Genomic DNA, 23,425 nt, shown 5'->3' with positions numbered 1-23,425 from the left:
CCGCTTGATGACGATTGACCTGGAGCCCGTGCGACCTCATCGGGGTCTTGGCGGACCGCGGGCGCCATCGTAGGTTGTTTTCCATGGGGGCTCTTCTTGTACTCACTCGCTTGTGCCTCATCAGCGTCATCGCGGGACGAGCGCTCTGGCGCGCCGCCGACCGGCTGAAACTTCCGCTCGATCCACTGCCTCCACCGGACCCAACGTCGCCCGGTCGACCAGCAACCGCAGGCGCACACCGTCCTCGACGGTCAAAGGTGACGCGACCTAGCCCGCCGCCGCCCGATTTCGTTGATGCTATCGACCTGCGGCAGCTGTCAGCTGGCCGACTTCGGACGAAAGGTACTTTCGCCTACGTCCCAGCCGGCCTCCGACGCGATGTTGGCGGAATTGAGTACTGGCTCGTCCGGGAGTCGAGCAACCCCCATTACTTGAACGCCGTTGCCGTTTGGGACACGACGCGCAAGGTCGGTTACATCTTTGCTGCGAAGGCGAGGCTTTTGGCCCCGGAACTTGATCGGGTCAACGCGCCTGCGTTCCGAGTGAACGACGAACCGCCAGCAGACAAGATCGCGCTGTACGTCCATTTGCCTCACATCGAGCGCGTCCGAGCGCTTCAGATCGATTCGTCGACGAAAGCAGACACCGAATGATTATGCGCTTCCCGCTTCGCTGCGTCGGCTGCGAGACAGCCTTCACGGCTCGCGTCGGGGTAGCTCCGACCGATTTGACGCGCTTTTACCTGCTCTGCCCGACCTGCGGGCTCCCCATCCACGGTCGGTCGACCGGGCAGGAACTTGAACAGTTGCGGGTCGAGTTTGATGACGCCGAGAAGATCGCCGGTGATGGAACCGATCAGCCCGTGGTGACGATCGACCCAAGCGTTCCAGCGCGCAGCGACGCCGATTGGAACAGTGGATTTGGCTCCTTCACAATGATGACCTTTCACTTTCTGCTGGGAGACGCGGTGAGTGAGTACTTCGACGACGTGGGCACGGCTCAGACTGCAGCGCTAGAGGGCTGGAAGAGCGTACGCCGTATTGGGAGGTACTACCTCGACGGCTCTTGGGTTTTCTTTGACAAGATCGGGCGTGAGACCTTTCCCGATTGGGAGCCAAAGACGACCGACTATGAACGAGCCGCCCAAATGTTCCGCGCCGTAGGAGCAGTCACCGAGCAGGTGGTTGGTTCCCGCGCAGACCGGACGGCGAAGTTCATGGAGCGGTACCTGCTCAAGCACCGAGCCGCACTGCGGACGCCCGCCTACGTGGAGCTTTTGCAAGCCGATCTCGCTGAGGGACGGATCGGTACCCTGCAACGCGATGTTTTCGCGCAGGTCGACACCTTCCTGAGGTCTTATGACGCCTGGTCGCTCGGCCGGCTCCCACGGTTCCTCAATGTAGCCAGCAAGGCAAGCCTTGAAGACCTAACGCTCTTTCGTGATGACTTCACTCAACTCAGAGACCTGTACCAGCAGGGCTTCGAACTGGTCTGCAAGACAACGCGGTACATGGTAGCCGCGCAGAACACCATCAAACGCGGAGACCCGAACGACTTCGGAACCGCCACCCCAGCCGGAGTAGGAGAGAAGCAGCGCCCCAAGACGCTCAAGGGTTTCGACAAACTCCCCAACGCATCTCGGCTCGCCTACGCCGCCATCGTCCCAGGCTGGGAGGGGATGACTGAGCTGCTGAACAACCGCACGCGCAATGCCATCGGCCACGCCACAGCACATCACGACCTCCGCACCGGCACGATCGTCAGCGACGTCGATCCGTCCGGCACCCAATACCTCGACTTCGTTGGTCACGTCTTCGACGTGTTCGACGCCCTCGCGACAGCGATGCAGGTAATCGGGCGCGTCCGCATCGCGGCATCTCCCAACCCGTACGTCTGATCGTCGGACGCCAGCCTTGCAGCGCACCACGACCGTCGTTGCTGCCCGCATCGGTCGTCGTGCTCTGAAAATCGCTCCCGAGCTCCAGGTCTCCGGATAGTTCGACGCGCGCAGCGCTGCGATTCAGGGGTGTGCTCGCCGTTGCGCCTCATGGACCCATCACCAAAGCCGCGGGCCGCATGAGAGTTTGTCGCTCCTGCGATTAGGGTCTAGACATGGCAGGAACCGAAAGTACCACCGACCCGCGCAAGGTGTTTGTGATCCACGGCCGCAACGACTCAGCGCGGCGTGGGCTGTTCGATTTCCTTCGAGCAGTTGGCCTAGACCCGATCGAATGGGCCGAGGCGCTCGCGTTGACGGGTAGCGCGTCTCCCTACATCGGCGACGTTCTCGACCATGCGTTCGGGGTCGCTCAAGCGGTCGTCGTGTTGCAAACACCCGACGATGTGGCACATCTCCACGAGTCGCTGGCGGAACGCGCTGATGATCCTGAGACCCAACCGCAGATGCAACCGCGGCCGAACGTACTGTTCGAAGCCGGCATGGCCATGGGGCGGAGCCCGGAACGAACGGTGCTTGTCGAACTCGGGCACATCAAGTCCTTCAGTGACGTGCACGGACGGCACTCAGTTCGTCTGAACAATACGGTGGGTAAACGTCAGGATCTCGCTAACCGTCTGCTCACCGCGGGCTGTGCGGTCAAACTGACCGGGACCGATTGGCACGAGGCCGGCGACCTCACTCCGCCGGCCTCGCCGGGAAATGGCCTTCCTCTGGGTAAGAAGCTTCCCTCCAGCGCGACCAATGGAGAACCGAGGCTGTCGGCGACCCTTCGCGTCCGCGGTGGCAACAAGCTAAGCGACATCATCGTCACCAACCACGGTCCGGGTGACGTCTACGACCTCAACGTACAGCCGGAAGACGAGGGTCAGCACTTTTACCGCGAAGACGGAGTTTTGCCCGTACCTCGGTTACCCGCTGGCAAGTCGGTGGTTGCGTTGCAGAGGATGCCGCCGGCCCTGACCGAATCGTACGCGCCGTACTTCACGCTCCGGATCAGCGGCAAGACTGCCGATGGCACCCCCATCGAGCAAGACGAGTTCGTGAGTGAGAGCTGACATGGAGATACCGTTCTCGTTGCCGCTAGACGGCGACGGTTTCCTTCGGCGGGCTTGCCCGAACTGCTCGGGTGAGTTCGCTTGGCATTCGGGGCCCGCCAACGCCGAAGCTGAAAACCAGCCTTCCGCATCGCAGTACTACTGCCCATACTGCGGCGCGCCGGCTGACGTGGACGACTGGATGACAGAGGAGCAGAAGGAGCACATCCAGGCCATCGGCATGAACGCTGTGATGAACGAGGTGAACGAGCAATTCGATGACCTGTTCCGGCCGATGAACAGCAAGTTCCTCAAAGTCACCAGAACCGGATCATTCAACGTGCCAGACGCACCGCTACCACTGACGGAGCGCGATGATTCGGAGGCTTCGACCGTCGTGTTGTCCCCCTGCCACTCCTGGGAACCGGTCAAGGTGCACAACACCGCTGCACCGCTGCACTGTCTCATTTGCGGCGCCGCGTACAGCCTCTAAGGATGCCGACTCTCGCGTAGCGGGCTCAGGACTGAGCCGGGTATTTGTTGCCAGCACCACCGCGGCACCGGCTAGGGCCTGGGCGCTTCACGCGTCGCTACGGAAGGACAGCAGTGAACATCGCATTCGCCGCACTGATCGTCTCTGCGTTGAGCTTCCTCACCGGAGCTGCCGCCCTCGGCTGGCAGATCTCAAGCTGGCACTACGACGGTCGTCGTGTGAAGGTCCGACTCCTCCATGGTGGAATTGGCACTGCCACAGCCGTGGTTGGCAAAGTTGGCCGCGACAGCCGCCCGAAGGACCTTTCAAGTGCCATTGACCAAGGACTCGTGGCGCGGGAAGTGATTGGCATAGCTGTCACCAACGTGGGTCGTGCACCTGTCCGGATCGATCGCTACAGCCTCCACCCAGTGGGAGGGCCGGCGTCCCTCACGCCACACGGAGACGCGGTCGGGCCAGAGCTGCCCTTCCGGTTGCCGCCTGGAGAGACAGAGACCTGGTATGCCTACGCCGACGACGCCCGCCGGCTGACACACTCAGCTCGCAGCATCGGGCACATCACATCACGACGCTTCTACATGTCAGTCGAACTCGGCACAGGGGACACGAAGAGAACGAAACGCGAAGTTCGCATCTGATCAGGGCGAAGAAGATTCGACACGTACCTTGAGAAACGCAGCGGCCAACTCACATGAGAAAGGCCGCTCAGCCGTGACCGCTTTCGACAGCCTCCATGAGAAGGAGCAGTCGTCCGCCAACTAAGTTGTCCAACTGCCACACAACCTGTCGTGAAATACGGAGGTGGACACCTTATTTGGCAGTCCTGTCGGTCTCCCTCAGACCTGAGTGACGACGCGGTGGCGTCGTGACCGCTCCCAACCTCGGTGCCCGCGAGGAGTCGTGCACCCCTACTCTGAATTAAGCGAGCCCGGAGCTCAGGTCGTCCCGCCGAACTGCCCGCCGTCGATGCTCGATGCTGACTCGGTCGGGGAACAGGTTGATGAGTACCAGTAGGTACGCCTCGTACCATTCATCTGCGATCTGTTCAGCGCGGTGGATGCGCTGAAGATCCTGCTCGGCGAAGCTGATCAGCTCGGGATATTCGTCTCCGTCGACCGGTTCGTAGGTGCGAGCATCCAACCAGCGACGTTCGTCTGCTTGCCAGATCAGGCCAACCCACTCGTCCTCTTCGCCGGACAGGAACTCGAAGTCGAACTGCCAGTTGTCAGCCCACGCCTTTCCGGTCGAGCATGCGGCGTAGCCGTCGGGTTGCGGCGTCTCGTCGGGGATCGGTTCATGGGGGTACCGCATGATCGTGTTTCCGTGCGCCGCGTAAAACAGGACCTCACCGGTGAGCAGGGCGTCAACGACCGAGTGACGTTTACGTCGGCTCCCCAGGTCGCCGCGGAACATCCACAGCGCCCTGTCCGCCTGCTTCTGCCAGTGGTCCCATGCCTCCTCGGGCCCGGCAGCGTGTCACCGGCTGGCTCGATCGTCCACGTGCCTCGATCCCCAAGGACCCATGTGAGAGTGGCCGGTCCGGACGAATCGGGCTGGAACCGCAATGTTTCTGGCCCCTTCTCTTCACCGGTGACGGTCAAGCGCGGAGCGTTGAAGTGACGGCGGACCGCAGAGTGGTCGACCTGGTGCACTGGCCACTGATAGCGGATCTCGAGCACTCCCGTTGTCACGCGAACCTCCCGCGACTCCGAGCTGATCTCTGACTCATCGGGCCGTATCTGTAGACGGGCACGTCACTAATGATCGCCACTGCGGACCCATCCTGCAGAACCGCTGCACCGGATCGTGCGATCAGAATTGGACGTAGCCGTTCCAGGCCGCCTCTGCTTTTACTTCGTCATCGCCGAAGATGTCGGGGTCGACCGGGAAGTGCTCGTTCCGGAAGTGGTCCAGCTCCAGCTGCGCACGATCTCGAAGCGTCGCTCGGTCCTGGTCAGGGTGCCCCAAAGCAAGCATGGCAGTGCGCCGCTCGACAACGGCGGCCCACAGTTGTCGTCGGCTGACCTCCGCGATCAGCTGCGAAGCAACGAGCATCGAGTTGAACTCGAGCGATCCAGCGAACCGGTCCATCAAGGTGACGAGGTCCCTGTCCTTCACCTCGGTGAACACCGTCGGCTGCTTGCGTTGCTGCTCCATCATCCAGCGGATCTGTGCACGGGCGTCCGCAATCGGATTCGGTTCCTGCTCGTCGGTCATGTCTTCATCCTCACCGTGCGGAGGCTTCGCCGCGAGGGAAGTTCCGTCGTCTCAGCGTGTGGGCGAGGTCAGCAGAGCGGCGACGGACTCGAGCGCGCCGGGGATGAGGGAGAAGTAGGCCCAGGTGCCGCGCTTTTCGCGGTGCAGGATGCCGGCGTCGACGAGCACCTTGAGGTGGTGCGACACGGTCGGCTGGGACAGGCCGAGCGGTTCCTGCAGGTCACAGACGCACGCTTCCGCGCCCTCGTGCGCGGCGACCATCGAGATCAACCGCAAACGCGCGGGATCTGCGATCGCCTTCAACGACTTCGCCAGGACCTCCGCGGACTCCTGCGTCATCGCTTCGGTCGTGACGGGCGAGCAGCACGCGGTGACGTCCTGGATGGGGAGCAGCTCGATCGTCGTCATCACACCATCATCCCACGGACTTCGACACACGTCTATATTTGCCTTCATCGATATCGACATGCTTCGATGTCGTTGCTTGTCTCCCGCTGATCTGTGAAGGACCGACCACGATGACTCACCTTGTTGCCGTTGGCGGCAGCGACGCTGGCATCGCCGCGGCGCTGCGCGCCCGTGAGCTGGACCCGTCGACCGATGTGACCGTGGTCCTTGCGGACGAGTTTCCGAACTTCTCGATCTGCGGCATCCCCTACTGGGTCTCGGGCGACGTCGTCACGGAAGCGTCCCTCGCGCACCGCACCCGCGCCGATCTCGAAGCCGCCGGCATGACCGTCCGCTCCTCCACATGGGCCTCTGCGGTCGACGTGGACCGTCGCCGCCTCACGGTCACCGGACATGGCGGTGAGGAAGAGCTGCCGTACGACGAGCTGCTGATCGGGACTGGCGCTGAGCCGGTCCGCCCGGCCGGGATCCCGTTCGGTGAGCCCGGGATTCACCTGCTGCACTCGATGACCGACGCCGAGCAGGTCGTCGCTGCCCTGGAGCTGCTGCCTACCGGCAGCCGCGTCGCGGTCGTTGGCGCCGGCTACATCGGCCTCGAAATGACCGAGGGACTCGTCGCCCGCGGGTTCGACACGACGTTGATCCAGCGCGGCCCGGAAGTGCTCTCCACCCTCGATCCGGAACTCGGGTCCCTGGCCACCGCGGAGGTCCGCCGACACGGCGCAACCGTGCTGACCGGGGGGACCGTCACCGGCATCACCCCAACCAGAGGCGGGCAGTGGCGGGTGACGACGGCGACAGCCGCTCGGGATGAAGAGGGCACGTTCGCGCTCGTGGTGGTCTGCGTCGGCGTGCGGCCGGTGACGGACCTCGCGACCGCAGCGGGTGCGCAGCTCGGGCAGGCCGGCGCGATCGTCGTCGACGAGCAGATGCGCACCGGGGTGCCGCACGTGTGGGCTGCGGGCGACTGCGTCGTGACGCATCACCGGCTGCTCGGGACGACGTGGCTGCCGCTCGGGACGACGGCGCACAAGCAGGGCCGTGTCGCCGGGGAGAACATGCTCGGCGGGTCCCGGACCTTCGCCGGTTCGGTGGGGACGCAGGTGGTGAAGGTGTTCGACCTCGTCGCCGCCCGCACCGGTCTCCGCCACCACGAGACCGCTGCGCTCGACGTGTCCCCACTGACCCGTGTCACGGTCGCGGATGACCACAAGCGGTACTACCCAGGCGCGGTGCCACTGACGATCAGCGTCACCGGCGACCACACGTCCGGCCGGCTCCTCGGCGCGCAGATCGTCGGGGAACGGTCTGCGGAGATCAGTAAGCGCATCGACACGTACGCCACCGCCCTCCACGCCGGCCTCTCGGTGGACGACGTGATCGACTTGGACCTCAGCTACACGCCACCGCTCGGGTCCCCGTGGGATGCCGTGCAGGTCGCCGCGCAGGGCTGGGAGCGCGCCGCCGCGGCAGCGAACCAGGCCGGGGTGGGCGTCTGATGGTGCTGGCGGTCGTCGCCGCGGCGATCTTCGTCGCGACGCTCGTGGTGGTGATCTGGCAGCCCAAGGGCTTCCCGATCGGCTACACCGCCCTCATCGGCGCGGTCGTCGCCCTCGCGACCACGGTCGTCGGGCTCGGGGACGTGCCGACGGTGGTCGGGATCGTGTGGAACGCGACGCTGACGTTCGTCGCGGTGGTGCTGATCTCGTTGATCCTCGACGAGGCCGGCTTCTTCGAGTGGGCAGCGCTCCACGTGGCCCGGTGGGGTCGCGGGAACGGTCGGCTGCTGTTCGTGCTGATCGTCGGCCTCGGCGCGGTCATCGCGGCCGTGTTCGCCAACGACGGGGCCGCGCTGATCCTCACTCCGATCGTCGTCGGGATGCTCCGCGCGTTGAACATGCCGGCGAAGGCGGCGCTGGGGTTCATCCTCGCCACCGGGTTCATCGCCGACACCGGCAGCCTGCCGCTGGTGGTGTCGAACCTGGTCAACATCGTCTCCGCCGACTACTTCGGCCTCGGGTTCACCGAGTACGCCGCCGTCATGGTGCCCGTCGGCATCGTGTCCGTGCTGGCGTCCCTCGGGATGCTGCTGGCGTACTTCGGCCGGTCGATCCCGAAGCGGTACGACGTTCTCGCTCTCACCCGTCCGGCCGCCGCGGTGAAGGACCGGGCGACGTTCCGCGCCGGATGGGTGGTCCTCGCCGTGCTGCTGGTCGGCTACTTCGCCGCCGACCCGCTCGGGGTGCCCCTCGCCGCGGTCGCGGGTGTCGGCGCGGTCGTGATCGTTCTCGTTGCTGCCCGGCAACCCGCGTTCCTCTTCGCCCGTCAGGCTGCGTCCCCGGTCCTCGTCACGACCGGCGGCACCGCCGCCGTCACCGGCGGCAGTGGTGGCACCGGTGGCGGGTCGGGGCGGGTGATTCCGGTGTGGAAGACGATCCGGGAGGCGCCGTGGCAGATCGTGCTGTTCTCGATCGGCATGTACCTCGTCGTGTACGGGCTGCAGAACCAGGGCCTCACCGACTACCTCGCGAAGCTGTTCGATGTGTTCGGGGACCACGGGGTCCTCGTCACCGCGCTCGGGGTCGGGTTCGTGATCGCGATCCTCGCGTCGCTGATGAACAACATGCCGACCGTCCTCATCGCCGCCCTCGCGAGCGGCGGAGCCGGAGCGACCGGCCTGACCCACGAAGTGATGATCTACGCCAACGTCATCGGCTCCGACCTCGGCCCGAAGATCACACCGATCGGGTCGTTGGCAACGCTGCTGTGGTTGCACGTGCTCGATCGGAAGGGCATCCACATCGGCTGGGGGCAGTACTTCCGCACCGGCATCGTGCTGACCGTCCCCGTCCTCGCCGTCACCCTGACAGCCCTCGCCGGCTGGCTCACCCTCATCCGATGACCGCCCGAACCGAAAGCACCGCCATGACCGCGACCCCCACGATCCTGTTCGTCTGCGTCCACAACGCCGGCCGCTCCCAGATGGCCGCCGGCTACGCCCAGGCCCTCGGCGGCGACCGCGTGCAGGTCCTCTCCGCGGGCAGTGAGCCGAAGGACCAGATCAACCCCGTCGCGATCGAAGCAATGGCGGAGGACGGCATCGACATCGCCGCGAATCGGCCGAAGATCCTCACCACCGACGCCGTCCGCGACTCCGACGCCGTCATCACCATGGGCTGCGGCGACGCGTGCCCGATCTTCCCCGGCAAGCGGTACGAGGACTGGGACCTCACCGACCCCGCCGGGAAGGGCATCGACGACGTCCGCCCGATCCGCGACGAGATCAAGACCCGCGTGCAAGCGCTCCTGGCCGAGCTGCTGCCCACCGAAGCATCCGCCTGACCACCGGAAGGACCACCCCCATGACGCTCACCCTCACCGTCCCACCCCGGGCCGACGCGGACCGCTTGACCGGGCTGCCCGTCGCCGTCATCGGCGCCGGCCCCGTCGGGCTCGCAGCCGCCGCGCACCTGCTCGAGCAGGGCCTGCCCGCCGTCGTCTACGAAGCCGGCGACCAGGTCGGCACGTCCGTCCGGGCGTGGGGGCACACCAGGCTGTTCTCCCCGTGGCGGTACGTCATCAATGACGCCGCCCGCCGCCTCCTCGAACCCACCGGCTGGACCGTGCCCCGCCGGTCGTCGCTGCCGACTGGGCACGACCTCGTCGCCCAGTACCTCGAACCCCTCGCCCAGACGCCGGAGCTGGCACCGGCGATCCGGTACGGGGTCCACGTGGAGGCGGTGTCCCGGCAGGGCATGGACCGCACCCGTTCCGCCGGCCGCGCCGACACCCCGTTCCTCCTTCGCCTCCACACGAGCGACGGCGTCGAGGACGTCACCGCCCGCGCGGTCGTCGACACGTCCGGCACGTACACGTCCCCGAATCCGCTCACCGCCGCCGGCCTCGCACCCGCCGCGAACCTCGGCGACCGCATCGTGCACGCCCTCCCCGACGTGCTCGGCGCGGACCGGGCACGATTCGCCGGGAAGCGGGTCCTCGTCGTCGGCGCCGGCCACTCGGCCGCGAATACGCTCATCAAGCTCGCCGCCCTCGCCAAGGACGAACCCGGCACGACGCTGCTGTGGGCGATCCGAAACGCCGGCACCGCCCGCCTCGGCGCGGACGCTGCCGACGGGCTCGCCGCACGCGGGCAGCTCGGCTCGAACGTGCACGGCCTCGTCGAGTCCGGGCACATCGAGCAGCTTGCCTCATTCGAGATCGACGACGTCCGCCCGAACGGCGACCAGGTCACCGTCACCGGCCGCCGTGCCGGGGATCCGTTCACCGTCACGGTCGACGTTGTGGTGAACGCCACCGGGTTCCGGCCCGACCTCGACATGCTCCGCGAGATCCGCTTGGGCCTCGACGACATTGTCGAAGCACCCCGCGCGCTCGCGCCACTGATCGACCCGAACCTGCACTCCTGCGGGTCCGTCCCCCCGCACGGTGTCGCGGAGCTGGCGCACCCGGAACCGAACTTCTTCATCGCCGGGATGAAGTCCTACGGCCGCGCCCCCACGTTCCTGCTCCTCACCGGCTACGAGCAGGTCCGCTCCATCGCCGCGGAACTCGCCGGCGACCACCAGGCCGCCCGCGACGTGCAGCTCGTCCTCCCCGAGACCGGCGTCTGCACAACCGACATCGGCGGCTCATCCTCCTGCGACGTCCCCACGACGACCGCAGTGTCCGAGGGGTCGTCGTGCTGCGCCGCACCCGCCCCGGCCGCTCCGCCCGCCAGCAGCTCCTGCTGCACGAACTGAACCGGACCCCACATGACCGACAAGCCCACCGTGCTGTTCATCTGCAAGCACAACGCCGGCCGCTCCCAACTCGGCGCAGCCCTCCTCGAACTCGCAACCCCAGACCGCTACATCGCCACCTCCGCCGGCATCGCTCCCGCTGACGAGGTGAACCCGTCGATCGCCGCGACCGTCGCGGAACTCGGCCTCGACATCAGCAACCGAACCCCGCGGAAGGTCACCCCAGAACTGCTGGATCAGGCCGACGTCGTCGTGCTGATGAAGCCCGGCCTCGACCTGCCCGCGACACCTCGCGGGAAGGTGTTGCAGTGGTCGTTCCCGGACCCGGACTCCTGGTCCCCCGACGACGTCCGCCCCATGCGCAACGCCGTCGCCGCCCGCATCCAGGACGAGCTCCTGCACCCATGACCGACAACACCCCGGTCACCGTTCGGCCGATGACCGCCGCCGACTGGCCCAGTGTCGAGACGATCTACCGAGAGGGCATCGCAACCGGAAACGCAACGTTCGAGGCGGAACCGCCAAGCTGGGAAGCATTCGACGCCGGCAAGCTGCCCGAGCACCGGTTCGTCGCCGTCGACGGCGACGAGGTCCTCGGCTGGGTGGCGGTCTCCCCGACCTCCACCCGGCCGGTGTATCGGGGCGTCGTCGAGCACTCGGTGTACGTCGCCGCCACAGCGCGCGGCCGCGGCGTCGGACACCTGCTCCTCGACGCGCTCATTGCGTCGACGGAGGCCGCTGGGATCTGGACCATCCAGTCCGGGATCTTCCCCGAGAACACCGCCTCCCGAGCCCTCCACGGCCGCCACGGGTTCCGCGAACTCGGCACCCGAGAACGCATCGGCCTCATGACGTTCGGGCCGTGGACCGGGCAGTGGCGCGACAACGTCCTCGTCGAACGCCGAAGCCCGCGCGCCGGTTCCTGAGCAGGAGCGGCACGCCCCGATCCGCACGCTTGCAGGTACGTTCCAAAACCCGCTATGCTGTGGCATGCGTCATTAGTGCGCGCAAAAAGCCAGTCCATCGGACTGGCTTTCGTCATGTCCGGCCCGAACCGTAGGCTGGAACCGCTCGGAACGACTCTGCCCTCAGCGCAGCACCCGAGCAACACGAACAGGCCGGACCCGTCAGGGCCGGCCTTTTCCATGCCCTCAACGCGCGAGCACCCAGCAAGCCGACCGCTCGGCGCATAGGGGTACTAAGCGCCTACCGGGCGCTCGCGTCGGCTTCCGACGCTCTAGACCCCCGCTCACGACGAGCGGGCTGGCCACACGGCCAAACCCGAAGGAGGCAACATGCCCATCACCGACACCACGGTGGACATGCTGACGGCCTTCGGCGGCACCACCCTGACCGGCATCATCGCGGTCGTCCTCCCCGTGCTCGGCTTCCTCCTGCGCAAGCAGGTCACGGAGCTGGTTAAGCACGTCGTGGACGTCATCGACGACCGCACGCTGGCCAAGGACCCCGAGCGGGCACGCATCGTCGCAGAACTGCGGCGAGCCCGTCTCGGGAACAAGTAGCCGCCGAAAAACGAGAGCCCTCATTCGGGAAGGAGAGCTCTGCCCTCCCCCGTATCGATAGAGGTGCCTTCTACGAGACTCAACACGACACCCTGTCGTCTCAATAGCCGATTGTCAACCGGACGGCACCTCTGTCGCCAACTGCTCGCCATGCCCCACCCACGTCTGAAACGGCACGACCGATCGATAGGGGCAGCGATGCTGAATCTGCAGTTCCTTGCGCCGGTGGTACTGGTTATCGTCGCCGTGCTCGTCTTCCTCGCGGCCCGCGGGAGCATGGGCTGAAACCCGCTGCCGGATCAGCAGGACGCGCGACGTCGAGTTCGAGCCGAGCGCCGCTCCCGCGACCGATAGCCGGTCGTCAACCGGACCCAGCGAGCCAAGTTCGTCTTCCGCCTTTGGTGATGGGAAGCTGGTGAATGTCGCCCGGCCCGAGCTGCTGTGGGCCGAACCCCTCCGAAAGCGATCACTGATGACCATCCCCGCAACGACCCTCACACAGCTCGTCGATGCATACCTCGCAGCTCTCGGATCAGCCGACGTAGACGCGGTGCTCGCCCTGTTCACGCCGGACGCGATTGTGAGCTCACCGCTTTACGGGGAGCAGCCCGCCCGCGACTTCTACCCGACATTGTTCGCCGACACGGCCGCATCCGTCCTCACGCTCCGCCGAACCTTGGTCAGCACAGACGACTCGGCTCCGACTGTTGCGTTCTGGTTCGACTTCGATTGGACGCTCTCGGACGGCACCCCTGCACCGTTCTCCGTGGTTGACGTCGCCGAGCTAGACCTGGAAGCCCGGATTCAACACCTGCACATCGTGTACGACACCGATCCCATTCGAACTGCTTGGGAAGCCCAACAGGCCGGCGGTAACCCCCGTTCATGAAGCAGCGAGCGACTACCCGATCATCACGAGCACTGCGTACGGGTTCGTCAGGAAAGTGTCGTCCCGCGTCGGGACTACATCCACGACGCCAGCTCGCTGGGTGACCCACCAGGCGGCCAACAACACGAGCGCGCCGGCAGGGGGGCTGAACACGAGCAACCGTTTCCTCATGGGATCACGGTACGGCGGCACGAAGCGTCGCAACGGCCGATGGCACGCCGTTCCGCCTAAAGGAGGACTCGTTCTTTGGGCGGATCGCGCCGAACTTCCGCCCTCCGTCCGATGAACGATCGGTTGACGAGACAGCCCCTCTGCGCCATGTTCGTGGGATGCCTGAGTGGAACGGTCTTCAGATCCCGGTGACTGATCTCCGTCTCGTGTTCGATCGGATCCTTCAGCACGTCGAACATGCGAACGGGGAGTCGGTCGTGCTGCGTGAGGACTACTTCTACTCGTTGCCCGCTCCGGGCCTGTACGACGTGTCGAGCAATCCACCCGAGGCCACGATCGGGCAGCTGACCGAGTCGTGGGACAACCTGACGTCAGCGCCGGCCGCCGACCGGACGTTGAACTGGGAACTCGTTTGGCTGGGCGACGTCCTACGAGCCATCGGGCATCTTCTGCCCGAGGGCGAGCAGCGTTCGGCAGACCGGTAGCCGATCCGCCATCGGGACATGTTGCAGGCGCCCGTGCGATCCTGTGAAGGTGCGCTATCGACTCATGAACGACTACAGCGCCGACTGGCCGCTCTGGCGGGACGACGGCGGAGCGCCGGATGGGGAGCCGCAGCTACCGGCGTGGCTCGAGGCAGACATTCGCCAATGGGCTGCCACATTCAATTCGCTGTACTCCTACGAGACTGGCTGGCCCGATACACGGACTTGCGATGAGCAGCGACTCAAGGGTGAGCGTCTGGCCGGGGCGATTGCTCGGGAACTGGGTCTGGGCGACTCAATCGTGTTCGCACACTGGGAAACGAACGTCGCCGGGCGGGAGTCCTAGGACGTGCCAGTGTGCCCGCCGGTTCTCATCTTGAGCTCGGTCAGCGAAGGCGGACCGTTGTCTCGGTAGCCGATCGGCTATCGAGACGGTGCTTGGCCGGACTCGGTTAGGTCCGGCCAAGCGCCTCTCACGCGTCGACGTCAGTCAGCTCGGCAACTCGCACTCGTTGCGGCAGGCCTCGTACTGCTTCGCGCCAGGCCCACGCGGCAGCGACGAACACGCATGTAGCGATGAGCCACAGCAGCCACGGCGTTCGTGAGTCCAACAGGCCCAGGGTGAGCGGGAACAACGCCATGCCGATTGAGCTCGCGGTCTGGAACACCCCGATTGCTCGACCGCGAATTCGCGGGTGCGGAGCTTCGGCCATGACCGCGTTCGCCGCGGGCAGGTAGATCATGTCCGAGCCGCTCCTGGCCGCCGGCTACGAGCTGCGCGTCCGCGAGCCCGGGCACCGGCTCGTCCGGACCCCGGAGCGGGACGTGCACGTCCACGTGTACGAGCACGGCGCGCCCGCGCTCGACGCGTACCTGCTGCTCCGGGACCACCTCCGCCGGGACGCCGCGGACCGCCAGCGGTACGAGGACGTCAAGCGGACGCTGATGACCCGCAGCTGGGACGACATGAACGCGTACGCCGATGCCAAGACCGAGGTGATCGAGGCGATCAAGGACCGCGCCCGGGCGGCACGGACCCGGTGATCGTCAGCGGCGGGTGTCCGCCGACTCCGGTTGCGCGAGGTCCAGCCGTCGCTCGGTCACGGCACGGGCGACGTCCTGCAGCAGCAGCCCGTGCGACCGGGCGTGCGCACGCAGCATCGCGAACGCGGTGTCGAGGTCGACGCGGTGCGTGTGCGCCAGGAAGCCCTTGGCCTGCTCGATCGCGACCCGGCTGTCCAACGCCTGCTGCAGCTGCTGCTGCGTCCGGGCGGCCTGGTCCGCGTCGCGCTGCTGCAGGATGCTGATCGTCGCGACGTCCGTCAGCGCCCGCGCCGCCACCGCGTCCTGCTCGTTGAGGCGCCCCGGCTCGATGCGGAACAGGTTCATCGAGCCGAGCACGGCCTCCCGACTGCGCAGCGGGACCGAGTGCACCGAGGCGAACCCGGCGCGTTCCGACTCCTCGGCGAACCGTGCCCACCGGCGGCGCATGTCCTCGAGGTCCGCGACCCAGACGGTCCGACCGGTCTCGTAGGACTCGACGCACGGTCCCTCGCCGGCCTCGAGCTGCAGGACGCCGAGCAGGGCGCTCGCCTCGCTCGTCGAGACCACGACCTCGAGCTCCTGCTGCTGGTTCGCGAGCATGATGCCGACCGCGTCGACGTCGAACAGCTCCTGGATGTCGTCGATCAGCGTCTGCAGCATCTCGACCACGTCGTAGTCGCCGACGAGCGTGCCCGTGGCCGTGAGGAAGGCGTCGATGAGCCGACGCTCTCGGTCCTCGGTCATGGCGTGTTCCTTCCCGGTGCGTCCGTTCCCGACGGATCACCGAAGTCGATCTCGCGTTCGAGGACCCGCGCGGACACCTGCAGGACACTCTGCCCGCTCGCGAAGGCGGACGCCCGGAGGAGCAGCAGCGCGTCGTCCGGGGTGGTCCCCGTCTGCGCGGCGACCATGCCGGCCGCCTGGTGGACCTCGCGGCGGGACCACGGTCCCGAGGACCACTCCCCCGGTCGTTCGTCGACCGCCCGCTGCAGGCCGCGCGCGAGGACGAGTCGGGCGGTGCGCCCGGCGAGTCCTTCGATGCCCGGCGCGTCCGCCGTGGAGAGCGTCGAACCGAGGGTGGCGTAGAGGCCGACGGTCCCGACGGTGAGGGTACCGACGTGCATCGGGAAGGCGTACACCGCGCCGGTCCCGGCCGCACGGAGCGCCGCAAGCGCGGTGGGCCACTCGTCCGGACCGGTGGCACCGAGCTCGGGACGGAGCACCGGGTGCCGGTCCCGGACCGCCTGCCAGATCGGCCCCTCGCCCAGGTCGAGCTGGATCTCGTCGAGCCGCGCGGCGAACGCGTTGCTCGCTGCCACGGTCTCGGCACCGAGCGGGGACGCCAGCGTGGAGATCGCCACACCGTCGACCGGGAGCACCGTGTACGGAGCGGCGAGGTCGTCAGCGGTGTGCGTCACCCCGTCGGTCCTCTCGTCGCACGTCGGTCGGTCGCCCCACGGTAGCGACCGACCCCCGGACCTCGCCACGCGCCGCCCGGAGGACGACGTCGGCCGCGCAACCTGGATCGTCCGCCCGGTCACGGAGCCCGAACTGTCGACACGTCGAGCGCCCGTGTCCTACGGTGGCGACGAGCAGCCCCAGACCCCGGCAGCCGGAACGTCCACACGTCCTCCGAGCCATGCAGGGGTGGTCCAGATGATGCACACCGCGACCGACGTCCTCGGCCGCGGGCCGAAGACCCGCACGACCTACGCACCGCCGATCCGGCCCGATGCGCTACCGGTGACGGCGGCCGAGTGGCGACGGCGGGCCGGTCTCGCCGATCCGTCCGCACTCGCCGCCGTGGTGCGGCTCCGGGCCGCCGGCTCCGGCTCCGAGCCCTCGTACGCCGACTTCTTCGAGGCGACACGATGACCGCCGTCGACGCCGGAGCACGTCCCGTCCCGGCGGACGGGACGCCCACACCCCACGCTGTCCGGCTCGAGGCCGCCGGGACGCAGCCGGAGGGCGTCGTCCACGAGGTCGGGGGCCTGTACGGCGGCCGGGGCTGGTCCGCCCACGCCACCGAGCAGCCGTTCACCTACCGCTACACCGCGGTCGGCGACGCCGCCGTCACCCTCCGACGGTCCCGGATCACCGGGGCCATCCGCGGCGCGATCCCGCACACCGACGACTACGTCGTGCAGTGGCTCACCGAGGGGACGGGGGTGCCGGACGTCCGCCAGGACGGCGTCCCGATGCGCATCGGCACGCCGATGCTGTTCCCGAGCGACCGCGAGTTCGTGTTCGCGTACGAGGACTACGACCAGCGGCTCGTGCACCTGTCCCGCGACCTCGTGCACGAGGTGTCCGCGGAGCGGTTCCACACCGGGCAGGTGACGGACCTCGCGCTCGACCACCTCCGCGAGCTCGACGCCGAGGCCGTCGCGCGCTGGCGCCGGCAGATGACGCTCCTCGCGCAGGAGCTCCGGCACGGCGTCGGAACGCTCCTCTGGCACACGCTCACGCGCGAGGCCGCCTCGGCCTTCCTCGACCTGTACCCCCCGGCGGCGCCCGAGCTGCCGGCGGTCGTGCTCCTGCCCCGGAAGGCCCGTCTGCGGGCAGCGGTGGAGTTCGTGCACGAGCACCTCAACCGTCCGCTCTCCGTCGCCGACATCGCGGACGCCGCCGGCCTCAGCATCCGCGCGGTGCAGGAGGCGTTCCAGCGGGACCTCGACACGACCCCGATGAACTACGTGCGCCGCGTCCGTCTCGAGCGGGTGCGCATCGAACTCCGACGGTCGGACCCGGCGACGACGAGCGTGCAGGAGGTCGCCCGGCGGTGGGGCTTCGCACACCTCGGCCGGTTCGCGGGCGAGTACCTCCGCGCGGTCGGCGAGTACCCGCGACAGACGCTGCGGCGGTGACGGCGGTGACCGCGACCCGGTCGGTCGCGGTCACCGGGGCGACCTGACCCGAACAGGCACCGACCCCGCGTCACGGGGACCTGATCCACCACCGCAACGCTGCCGTGCTCCGAGGATGACCGGACCGACGGCAGACGTCAACCGCCGGTCACCGGATCTTTCGTCCTGCGGACGAACCGGGCTCGGGACCGGCGTCCCCCGACGGTGTCCAGGCTGCCATCGACGCGACGAAGTCGTCCTGGAACGGCCCGAGCTGTCCCGCTCCGTCCGGCTCCTCCGTCCCCGTCATGCCCCGCACTGCAGGCACGTCCGCCGCGTGCGCGGGGCCCGGTGCGGGGACCGGGCCCCGCCACGGGAGGATCGTGGCGGCCCCGCCACGATCCTCCCGTCCGTCCTGTGCCGGGTCGCGAGCGGTCCGACGGACAGCGGGAGGGCGCCGACCCGCTCACGCGGACCGACGCCCTCCCGTGCTCACTCGACGCTCACCGTGGCGCTCGCCGAGGCGCTCGACCGCCGGCCGGAGCCGGCGGAGCTCAGCCGATCGACACCGCGGTCCAGGAGACCGGCGGCAGCTCGATGGTGATCGTGTCGCCGTCGCGACGGACCGTGTCGTTCGTCCGCAGCCCGACGCGCTCGCGGTTCCCGAGGTCGTTGACGGCGTGCACGTCGTCGTCCCAGACGCCCTCGGCACGGACGTCACCGTCGACCTGCAGGCCGGCCAGGTCGATCGTGACCGTGGTGGTCTCGGTCTGGTGGCGGTTCACGAGGAACACCGCCGCCTTGCCGTCCTCGACCGTGGCGGCCGAGTCGACGACCGGGACCTCGCCGTGCTTGCCGCCGTCGACGGTGTCACCGGAGGCCTTCACCTGCAGCGACGTGCCGTTCGCCAGGCGCGACGTGAGCGAGAACGGGAAGAACGTGGTCTGGCGCCAGGCCGGCCCGCCGGGCTCGGTCATGATCGGGCCGATCACGTTGACGAGCTGCGCGAGGCTCGCCGACGCGACGCGGTCGGCGTGGCGGAGCAGCGTGATGAGGAGGCCGCCGACGACGACCGCGTCCGCGACGGTGTAGACGTCCTCGAGGAGGCGCGGCGCGACCGGCCAGTCCTGGAGCTCGAAGGTCTTCTGCTGCTCGTTCCACTTGCTGAGCGACCAGACGTTCCATTCGTCGAACGAGATGTCGATCCGCTTGTCGGACTTCTTGTGCGCCTTGACGTGGTCGGCGGCGGTCGTGACCGTGTCGATGAAGTGGTCCATGTTCACGCCGGACGCCAGGAACGAGGACATGTCGCCCTCTTCCTCGTAGTACGCGTGGGCCGAGATGTAGTCGACGTCGTCGTACGCCTGCTCGAGGAGCCCGCCGACGAGTCCGATGGGGAGGGCGACTAGTGATGCGACGGTCGAGAGGACACCGATGACCGCCAGGGGCACGTCGGTGGTGATGGTGAAGTAGACGATCGTCAGCGGCAGCGTGAGGCCGGCGCCGATGGTGTCGGTCAGCACCGCGAACGTGACGAAGCGGTGTTCGCGCAGGTTCGCGAGTGAAGCCCGGAATCGGGCAGGGGCGAAGAGCATGGAGATGTTCCCGTGAAGTCAGCGCGCCGCCGCTGGGCGACGGCGCGGGCATGCAGAAGCACGCGAGCAGAACGCTCGCGGCGAGGAAGGCTGACCCTTGCTGGTCAGCTCAGTGCTGCGTTGCCATGACTCCGGGAGGGATCGGCCGCGGTCCGACAAGCTCGGGCGCAGGCTTCGTGGGGAACAGTCCACGAGGGGCGGTGAACGGCATCGTTGCCACCTTCCCCTCATCGGACCAGTCGTCGATCGCTAGCAGCGTTCATGTCCACAGATCAACGTCGCCGTCTTGGTTAGCGATAGCCCACTGAGACGACGAACGGCCGACCAGCGCTGGTCGGCCGTCCGTCGTCGAGCTTGTGCTCAGTGGGGCGGAAGAAGTCTCCGTACGCGGGTTCGGTGGACAAACGCCGACCTGCATCGTCGACTCCGAGCGTGACGACCTGCGGGCGAGCGGCGCGGCGTTCACCGGGAGCTGCGTGCCGCCGGGGTACCGGTGGTGTACGCGGTCGAGCCGGGGACCTTCCACGGACATCTCAACGACGACGGCACCGCCGAGGCCCTGCGCACGATCGACCGGTTCGCGGCGTTCCTGCTGGCGGACTGACCGCGGGCCCGGCTGGTGCGGCGGCGGCGGTACCGAGCCAGGTCAGTCGCCGGTCTGGGTGTCGGGGGCCGCTACCGGCTTGGACTGGCTCGAACCCCGCTGGCGCAGCCAGACCGTCGCGACCACCATCACCGTGATGACGAGGAACTCGGACTGCCAGTTCTGCATCGACTCGAACCAGAACTGCGACGTTCCGAGGTACTGCCAGCCGGTCACGACCGCGCCGCCGTGCTCGACCTGCTCCTCGTTGTACGCAGCGGCACCGCCGATGACGTGCCCGACGATGCTGCCGACGAAGAGCACGGCGAAGAGCAGCAGCAGCGAGTTCTCGTACAGCACGAGCGCCACGCCGCCGCGACGGACCGGCCACGGAGCGCGGTGTTCGCCCGATTGCTCCCGGGGATCGGCGTCCTGCGGTGCGTCGTCGTCGAGCGGCTTCGACTCGCTCGACCCCTTCTGGAAGAGGAACGTCGTGAGCACCACGTAGGACCCCATCTGGAGGAACTCGCTCTCCCAGTTCTCGAACGTCGCCTCGGCGAAGTCGCCGCTCGTGAGGAACCCCCACAGCGACTCGACCGCCTGACGGTGCAGCAGCGCGTCGTGCACGGACACCCGCCACCCCGCGAGCACCATGCCGACGAAGCACAGCAGGAAGACGATGGCGTTCGCGAGGAACAGTCCGTTCCGGCGGGCCCACGTCCATTCGCCGGGTCGATCCCGGAGCAGCACACTCATCAGCTCGGCCTCCCGTCGTCGTCCGGACGGGCCCGACCGTACTGCGGTCGGCCCGATCGTCGGTGCAGGAGGGGACACGGTGCGCGCGGGCACACGACACTGGCACGGCGCGAAAGCCGACACCTGGTTCTCCCACATCGCGTTCGTCACCCCCGGCAAAGACGTCCGAACGGAGTGGTTTGAACCAGTAGAGGATGCGGCGTACGGGCAACTTCAGCCCAGCACCACGGCTTGCTAGCGCCAGCGCAACGAGCAGAAATCGCCACTCCTGTGCCCGATAGCCGATCCACTACTGAGACAACACGACAGCTCATGCTGCGGCGTCTGGTACCTGAATGAGCAGCTCACCGACCTGACACTCGAGAGCGATGCAGATCGCTTCGAGCGTGCTGAACCGGACGGCCTTCGCGTGTCCGTTCTTCAGGATCGACAGGTTGACGGTGCTGACGCCGACGTGCTCCGAAAGCTCTACGAGTGTCATACCGCGGATGGTGAGGAGTTCGTCGAGCCGGCAGGCGATCGCCATCAGACCAGCCCAGATGCGTCATCCCGATATCCGGCAGCCGTCCGGAACACGGCAGCGAGTGCTGCAAGACCTGCGGCGGCGAAAATCGGCCAGAACGGTGCTCCGAGCTGGGGAGCATGACCGATGTATGTTCCGGTGAAGTCCGGCAGCGCAACGGCGATGTCCGGTTGGGTCAACTGGCTCACCAGCTCGAGGATCGCGGCGGCTTCGAAGCCGACGGCCACAATCACGGCGAGGGTGACAAGGGCGCGCGAGCAGGCGCGCGCGAATGGACGCCCGCTGCCGATGCTGCGCGTGACGAGCAGCAGACACACTGCAATACCCGCGGTGGTGAGGACCGCGGTGAGTTCGCCAAGGCTGTGGAACACAATCGTGGCCGCCGGGAGGTCGCGTACTCGTCCGATCATTTCCGTGACCGCCGGCGCTGTCCCGGCGACAACCTCTGCCCCATCAGTCTCAATCGCCGACTGGTGGATCGGGGACTCCAGCGACCAGGTCCAATCGATGCCGGTTGCGCGGTGCGCAAGCTGGTCGACCATCCCAGCGACGATGAACCACGCACGCACGGCGGAGACGACGATCGTGCCGAGGGACACGACGAACACGAAGCTGATCGAACTCTTCTGGCGGAGCGCAGTTGCTCGCTCATCTGGAAGTGACATGTCGACAGCATAACGAATTTCGTTATGCAGGCGGACGCGGCCGCTACATGTCGGTGTACGGCGTGAGTTGGGGCATCGTAGCGGCGCTCGGCGCCATCGTCGGGACGCAACTCCTCGCCCACCTCGACGTCGCCGGAACCTGGCTGGTCTTGGGCCTGCTCACCCTTCCACTCGCGGCAGCGCAACCACTTCTTGCCGCGACATCGAGACACTCAGGTCGACCCCGCAGCCCGTCTCGATAGCCGATCCCCTACCGGACAGGTTGGAAACCGTGTCTGACACCCCAGGTTCAGGGGCTGGCGTAGGAAGCTGGCGCGAGCTGAGGATCAGTGAGACGGTGGCCGGAGCCCGGTAAGCACCAGGGTGAGAACCCGATGCCATGCGTCTGTGGGTGCGGGCGGGGTCATGACGGATACGACTGCGGCACAGACTGCTCGAAAGTCGGCGAACGAGAAGTCATCACGGACCGACCCCTCGGCATGGTCGGCGGCGATGAGGGTGTCGATCGGCCCCTCCGACTCCTCGATCGCGAGGCGGACCTCGTTGCCGAGTTCTGTTGCGTGGCCCCGCAGTGCAGCACGCAGCGCACCGTCCTCTGCGGCGCTGGCCATGTACGTCTCGAGCAGCGTTCGCACGCGAGAGCGCCCGTCGGCCTGCTCGCCGGCGGATCGAACGGCATCGTCCGCGCGACCCGACGTACGACGCTCGGGATCCTCGGCGCAGAGCACGCATGCACCAGAGACGAGGCGCTCGAGCTCTACACACGCGCCGGCGCGGAGCTCCTCGGACACGACCTGACAGGAAAGATCACCGTCGGAGCACCAGCAGACTTCGCCGTCTACCCGGTCGACCTGCACCACGCCCCCGACGAAGCACTCGCCGGCGCCCACCCGACCGTCAGCATCCTCGCCGGCGAAGTGCTGAACCACCAGGAGGGGTCTCGATAGCCAATCGTCCACTGAGACGGCAGCGAGAGCTGCTCGCTACGACGACGGATACTCTTCGAGCGTGTTGTTCTGTCCATCCAAGGAGCCCGCACCGTCGCTACCCACGAATGTCGAGGCAGGGCTGTACAAGCTCCACCTTCCAGATGCTCCATCTGATCTCGCTGGCTATCTGTCCGTGCGCCCCGATCACGCGTACGAGGTGGAAGGGCCATGGTGGAACAGGCGGTGGGTCCGGCCCCGGCTCGTCGGTGACTGGTACGTCGACTTCTGGGACTTCGACACTCACCTCGCTTGGCCGGATGGGGCGCTGAGCTACGGCATCAGTGACGGGTTCCCGTTCGAGGCGGATGGGTTTGAGGAACTCGCGGGCGGGACGTTCTTGCTGCACGGCGTGCTGTTCAGCGTCGAGCGGGTCGACCCCGCGGAGAGCCCGAACGAGTACGGGACTCACTTTCACTTTCTCGATCTAGCCGAGTGGAAGCGAGCGAGGAGCGCACGATAGCCGATCGCTCAACGGGGCAGTTGG

General features: G+C 67.3%; 33 protein-coding genes. 20 read left to right on the top strand and 13 right to left on the bottom strand.

Annotated features, from left to right (window positions below; genetic code table 11):
• Positions 1-83: 83 nt before the first annotated feature.
• From FB462_RS17855 to FB462_RS00950, 5 genes are all read left to right on the top strand, one after another.
• Positions 84-653, top strand: coding sequence for an HIRAN domain-containing protein (locus FB462_RS17855; RefSeq protein WP_341872452.1), 570 nt, complete (start codon positions 84-86; stop codon positions 651-653).
• Positions 650-1,897 carry a hypothetical protein gene (locus tag FB462_RS00965; RefSeq protein WP_141859590.1) on the top strand — a complete coding sequence of 416 codons (1,248 nt, stop codon included), beginning with the start codon at positions 650-652 and terminating at the stop codon, positions 1,895-1,897. Before FB462_RS17855 ends, FB462_RS00965 begins: the two co-directional genes overlap by 4 nt.
• Before the next feature lie 215 nt (positions 1,898-2,112).
• Positions 2,113-3,015 carry a TIR domain-containing protein gene (locus FB462_RS00960; protein ID WP_141859588.1) on the top strand — a complete coding sequence of 301 codons (903 nt, stop codon included), beginning with the start codon at positions 2,113-2,115 and terminating at the stop codon, positions 3,013-3,015.
• Between the two features lies 1 nt (position 3,016).
• Positions 3,017-3,487, top strand: a complete 471-nt coding sequence (locus tag FB462_RS00955) for a hypothetical protein (RefSeq protein WP_141859586.1) — start codon at positions 3,017-3,019, stop codon at positions 3,485-3,487.
• A gap of 113 nt (positions 3,488-3,600) precedes the next feature.
• Positions 3,601-4,125: a hypothetical protein gene (locus FB462_RS00950; RefSeq protein WP_141859584.1), complete on the top strand. Its 525-nt coding sequence runs from the start codon at positions 3,601-3,603 to the stop codon at positions 4,123-4,125.
• 280 nt (positions 4,126-4,405) lie between these two features.
• On the opposite strand, the gene FB462_RS00945 is transcribed toward FB462_RS00950, so the two are convergent.
• The 3 genes from FB462_RS00945 to FB462_RS00935 all read right to left on the bottom strand — a co-directional run bounded on the left by FB462_RS00945 (position 4,406) and on the right by FB462_RS00935 (position 6,112).
• Positions 4,406-4,900 (bottom strand): hypothetical protein, encoded by a 495-nt coding sequence (locus FB462_RS00945; protein ID WP_141859582.1) that lies wholly within the window; start codon positions 4,898-4,900, stop codon positions 4,406-4,408.
• A 399-nt stretch (positions 4,901-5,299) separates the two neighbouring features.
• Positions 5,300-5,704 (bottom strand): hypothetical protein, encoded by a 405-nt coding sequence (locus tag FB462_RS00940; RefSeq protein WP_141859580.1) that lies wholly within the window; start codon positions 5,702-5,704, stop codon positions 5,300-5,302.
• A gap of 51 nt (positions 5,705-5,755) precedes the next feature.
• Entirely contained in the window at positions 5,756-6,112 is a 357-nt protein-coding gene (locus FB462_RS00935) for an ArsR/SmtB family transcription factor (RefSeq protein ID WP_022906751.1), read from the bottom strand.
• A 110-nt stretch (positions 6,113-6,222) separates the two neighbouring features.
• On the opposite strand from FB462_RS00935, the gene FB462_RS00930 reads away from it, so the two are divergent.
• The 7 genes from FB462_RS00930 to FB462_RS00900 all read left to right on the top strand — a co-directional run bounded on the left by FB462_RS00930 (position 6,223) and on the right by FB462_RS00900 (position 12,395).
• Positions 6,223-7,611 (top strand): FAD-dependent oxidoreductase, encoded by a 1,389-nt coding sequence (locus tag FB462_RS00930; protein WP_141859577.1) that lies wholly within the window; start codon positions 6,223-6,225, stop codon positions 7,609-7,611.
• Complete coding sequence (locus FB462_RS00925) at positions 7,611-9,014, top strand: arsenic transporter (RefSeq protein ID WP_141859575.1); 1,404 nt, start codon at positions 7,611-7,613, stop codon at positions 9,012-9,014. The genes FB462_RS00930 and FB462_RS00925 overlap by 1 nt, the downstream gene beginning before the upstream one ends.
• A 23-nt stretch (positions 9,015-9,037) precedes the next feature.
• A complete protein-coding gene (locus tag FB462_RS00920; RefSeq protein ID WP_141863187.1) occupies positions 9,038-9,454 on the top strand; it encodes an arsenate reductase ArsC in 417 nt (138 codons plus the stop codon).
• Positions 9,455-9,474: 20 nt separating this feature from the next.
• On the top strand, positions 9,475-10,872 hold the full coding sequence (locus FB462_RS00915; RefSeq protein ID WP_022906755.1) for an FAD-dependent oxidoreductase: 1,398 nt from the start codon (positions 9,475-9,477) through the stop codon (positions 10,870-10,872).
• Between the two features lie 12 nt (positions 10,873-10,884).
• A complete protein-coding gene (locus FB462_RS00910; RefSeq protein WP_141859573.1) occupies positions 10,885-11,280 on the top strand; it encodes an arsenate-mycothiol transferase ArsC in 396 nt (131 codons plus the stop codon).
• Positions 11,277-11,798 (top strand): GNAT family N-acetyltransferase, encoded by a 522-nt coding sequence (locus FB462_RS00905; RefSeq protein WP_141859571.1) that lies wholly within the window; start codon positions 11,277-11,279, stop codon positions 11,796-11,798. The genes FB462_RS00910 and FB462_RS00905 overlap by 4 nt, the downstream gene beginning before the upstream one ends.
• Before the next feature lie 369 nt (positions 11,799-12,167).
• Positions 12,168-12,395 carry a hypothetical protein gene (locus FB462_RS00900; protein ID WP_022906758.1) on the top strand — a complete coding sequence of 76 codons (228 nt, stop codon included), beginning with the start codon at positions 12,168-12,170 and terminating at the stop codon, positions 12,393-12,395.
• A gap of 114 nt (positions 12,396-12,509) precedes the next feature.
• On the opposite strand, the gene FB462_RS00895 is transcribed toward FB462_RS00900, so the two are convergent.
• Positions 12,510-12,875, bottom strand: a complete 366-nt coding sequence (locus FB462_RS00895) for a hypothetical protein (protein WP_141859569.1) — start codon at positions 12,873-12,875, stop codon at positions 12,510-12,512.
• Between FB462_RS00895 and FB462_RS00890 the strand changes: the two genes are divergently transcribed.
• Positions 12,868-13,284, top strand: coding sequence for a nuclear transport factor 2 family protein (locus FB462_RS00890; protein WP_022904490.1), 417 nt, complete (start codon positions 12,868-12,870; stop codon positions 13,282-13,284). The two genes, FB462_RS00895 and FB462_RS00890, sit on opposite strands and share 8 nt — an antisense overlap.
• A gap of 12 nt (positions 13,285-13,296) precedes the next feature.
• On the opposite strand, the gene FB462_RS17150 is transcribed toward FB462_RS00890, so the two are convergent.
• Positions 13,297-13,455, bottom strand: coding sequence for a hypothetical protein (locus tag FB462_RS17150; RefSeq protein ID WP_022904489.1), 159 nt, complete (start codon positions 13,453-13,455; stop codon positions 13,297-13,299).
• A 158-nt stretch (positions 13,456-13,613) separates the two neighbouring features.
• On the opposite strand from FB462_RS17150, the gene FB462_RS00885 reads away from it, so the two are divergent.
• Both FB462_RS00885 and FB462_RS17145 read left to right on the top strand, forming a co-directional pair.
• Entirely contained in the window at positions 13,614-13,940 is a 327-nt protein-coding gene (locus FB462_RS00885; RefSeq protein WP_114849216.1) for a hypothetical protein, read from the top strand.
• Positions 13,941-14,004: 64 nt separating this feature from the next.
• A complete protein-coding gene (locus tag FB462_RS17145) occupies positions 14,005-14,286 on the top strand; it encodes a hypothetical protein (RefSeq protein ID WP_114849217.1) in 282 nt (93 codons plus the stop codon).
• A 127-nt stretch (positions 14,287-14,413) separates the two neighbouring features.
• Here FB462_RS17145 and FB462_RS00880 read toward each other — a convergent pair whose 3' ends face one another.
• Entirely contained in the window at positions 14,414-14,683 is a 270-nt protein-coding gene (locus FB462_RS00880; RefSeq protein WP_141859567.1) for an MFS transporter, read from the bottom strand.
• Here FB462_RS00880 and FB462_RS00875 point away from each other — a divergent pair.
• Positions 14,682-14,984, top strand: coding sequence for a GrpB family protein (locus FB462_RS00875; protein WP_141859565.1), 303 nt, complete (start codon positions 14,682-14,684; stop codon positions 14,982-14,984). The two genes, FB462_RS00880 and FB462_RS00875, sit on opposite strands and share 2 nt — an antisense overlap.
• Before the next feature lie 3 nt (positions 14,985-14,987).
• Here FB462_RS00875 and FB462_RS00870 read toward each other — a convergent pair whose 3' ends face one another.
• Together FB462_RS00870 and FB462_RS00865 are read right to left on the bottom strand one after the other, a co-directional pair.
• Positions 14,988-15,728: a GAF and ANTAR domain-containing protein gene (locus FB462_RS00870; RefSeq protein WP_141859563.1), complete on the bottom strand. Its 741-nt coding sequence runs from the start codon at positions 15,726-15,728 to the stop codon at positions 14,988-14,990.
• Positions 15,725-16,402, bottom strand: a complete 678-nt coding sequence (locus FB462_RS00865; protein ID WP_141859561.1) for a GAF and ANTAR domain-containing protein — start codon at positions 16,400-16,402, stop codon at positions 15,725-15,727. Before FB462_RS00865 ends, FB462_RS00870 begins: the two co-directional genes overlap by 4 nt.
• A gap of 238 nt (positions 16,403-16,640) precedes the next feature.
• Between FB462_RS00865 and FB462_RS00860 the strand changes: the two genes are divergently transcribed.
• Together FB462_RS00860 and FB462_RS00855 are read left to right on the top strand one after the other, a co-directional pair.
• Positions 16,641-16,859 carry a hypothetical protein gene (locus FB462_RS00860; RefSeq protein ID WP_141859559.1) on the top strand — a complete coding sequence of 73 codons (219 nt, stop codon included), beginning with the start codon at positions 16,641-16,643 and terminating at the stop codon, positions 16,857-16,859.
• Complete coding sequence (locus FB462_RS00855) at positions 16,856-17,851, top strand: helix-turn-helix transcriptional regulator (RefSeq protein ID WP_141859557.1); 996 nt, start codon at positions 16,856-16,858, stop codon at positions 17,849-17,851. Before FB462_RS00860 ends, FB462_RS00855 begins: the two co-directional genes overlap by 4 nt.
• Before the next feature lie 533 nt (positions 17,852-18,384).
• On the opposite strand, the gene FB462_RS00850 is transcribed toward FB462_RS00855, so the two are convergent.
• From FB462_RS00850 to FB462_RS17885, 5 genes are all read right to left on the bottom strand, one after another.
• Positions 18,385-19,425 carry an alpha-L-arabinofuranosidase C-terminal domain-containing protein gene (locus FB462_RS00850; protein ID WP_244289123.1) on the bottom strand — a complete coding sequence of 347 codons (1,041 nt, stop codon included), beginning with the start codon at positions 19,423-19,425 and terminating at the stop codon, positions 18,385-18,387.
• 646 nt (positions 19,426-20,071) lie between these two features.
• The gene (locus FB462_RS00845; protein WP_058743344.1) at positions 20,072-20,764 is read right to left on the bottom strand and encodes a DUF6766 family protein; all 693 of its coding nucleotides are present in this window, start codon (positions 20,762-20,764) and stop codon (positions 20,072-20,074) included.
• A gap of 310 nt (positions 20,765-21,074) precedes the next feature.
• Entirely contained in the window at positions 21,075-21,290 is a 216-nt protein-coding gene (locus FB462_RS00835; RefSeq protein ID WP_141859555.1) for a helix-turn-helix domain-containing protein, read from the bottom strand.
• A complete protein-coding gene (locus FB462_RS00830; RefSeq protein WP_141859553.1) occupies positions 21,290-21,952 on the bottom strand; it encodes a hypothetical protein in 663 nt (220 codons plus the stop codon). The genes FB462_RS00835 and FB462_RS00830 overlap by 1 nt, the downstream gene beginning before the upstream one ends.
• 326 nt (positions 21,953-22,278) lie before the next feature.
• Positions 22,279-22,563 carry an SbtR family transcriptional regulator gene (locus tag FB462_RS17885; protein WP_368075798.1) on the bottom strand — a complete coding sequence of 95 codons (285 nt, stop codon included), beginning with the start codon at positions 22,561-22,563 and terminating at the stop codon, positions 22,279-22,281.
• Here FB462_RS17885 and FB462_RS17880 point away from each other — a divergent pair.
• Both FB462_RS17880 and FB462_RS00820 read left to right on the top strand, forming a co-directional pair.
• Positions 22,513-22,899 carry an amidohydrolase family protein gene (locus tag FB462_RS17880; RefSeq protein WP_368075799.1) on the top strand — a complete coding sequence of 129 codons (387 nt, stop codon included), beginning with the start codon at positions 22,513-22,515 and terminating at the stop codon, positions 22,897-22,899. The two genes, FB462_RS17885 and FB462_RS17880, sit on opposite strands and share 51 nt — an antisense overlap.
• Before the next feature lie 61 nt (positions 22,900-22,960).
• Positions 22,961-23,401, top strand: coding sequence for a hypothetical protein (locus FB462_RS00820; RefSeq protein WP_141859549.1), 441 nt, complete (start codon positions 22,961-22,963; stop codon positions 23,399-23,401).
• Positions 23,402-23,425: the final 24 nt, after the last annotated feature.

This window comes from Curtobacterium citreum (assembly GCF_006715175.1).
Lineage (GTDB): Bacteria > Actinomycetota > Actinomycetes > Actinomycetales > Microbacteriaceae > Curtobacterium > Curtobacterium citreum.
Note: the sequence above shows the minus strand (reverse complement) of the source record. Positions and strands in the feature narration are given on the sequence as shown.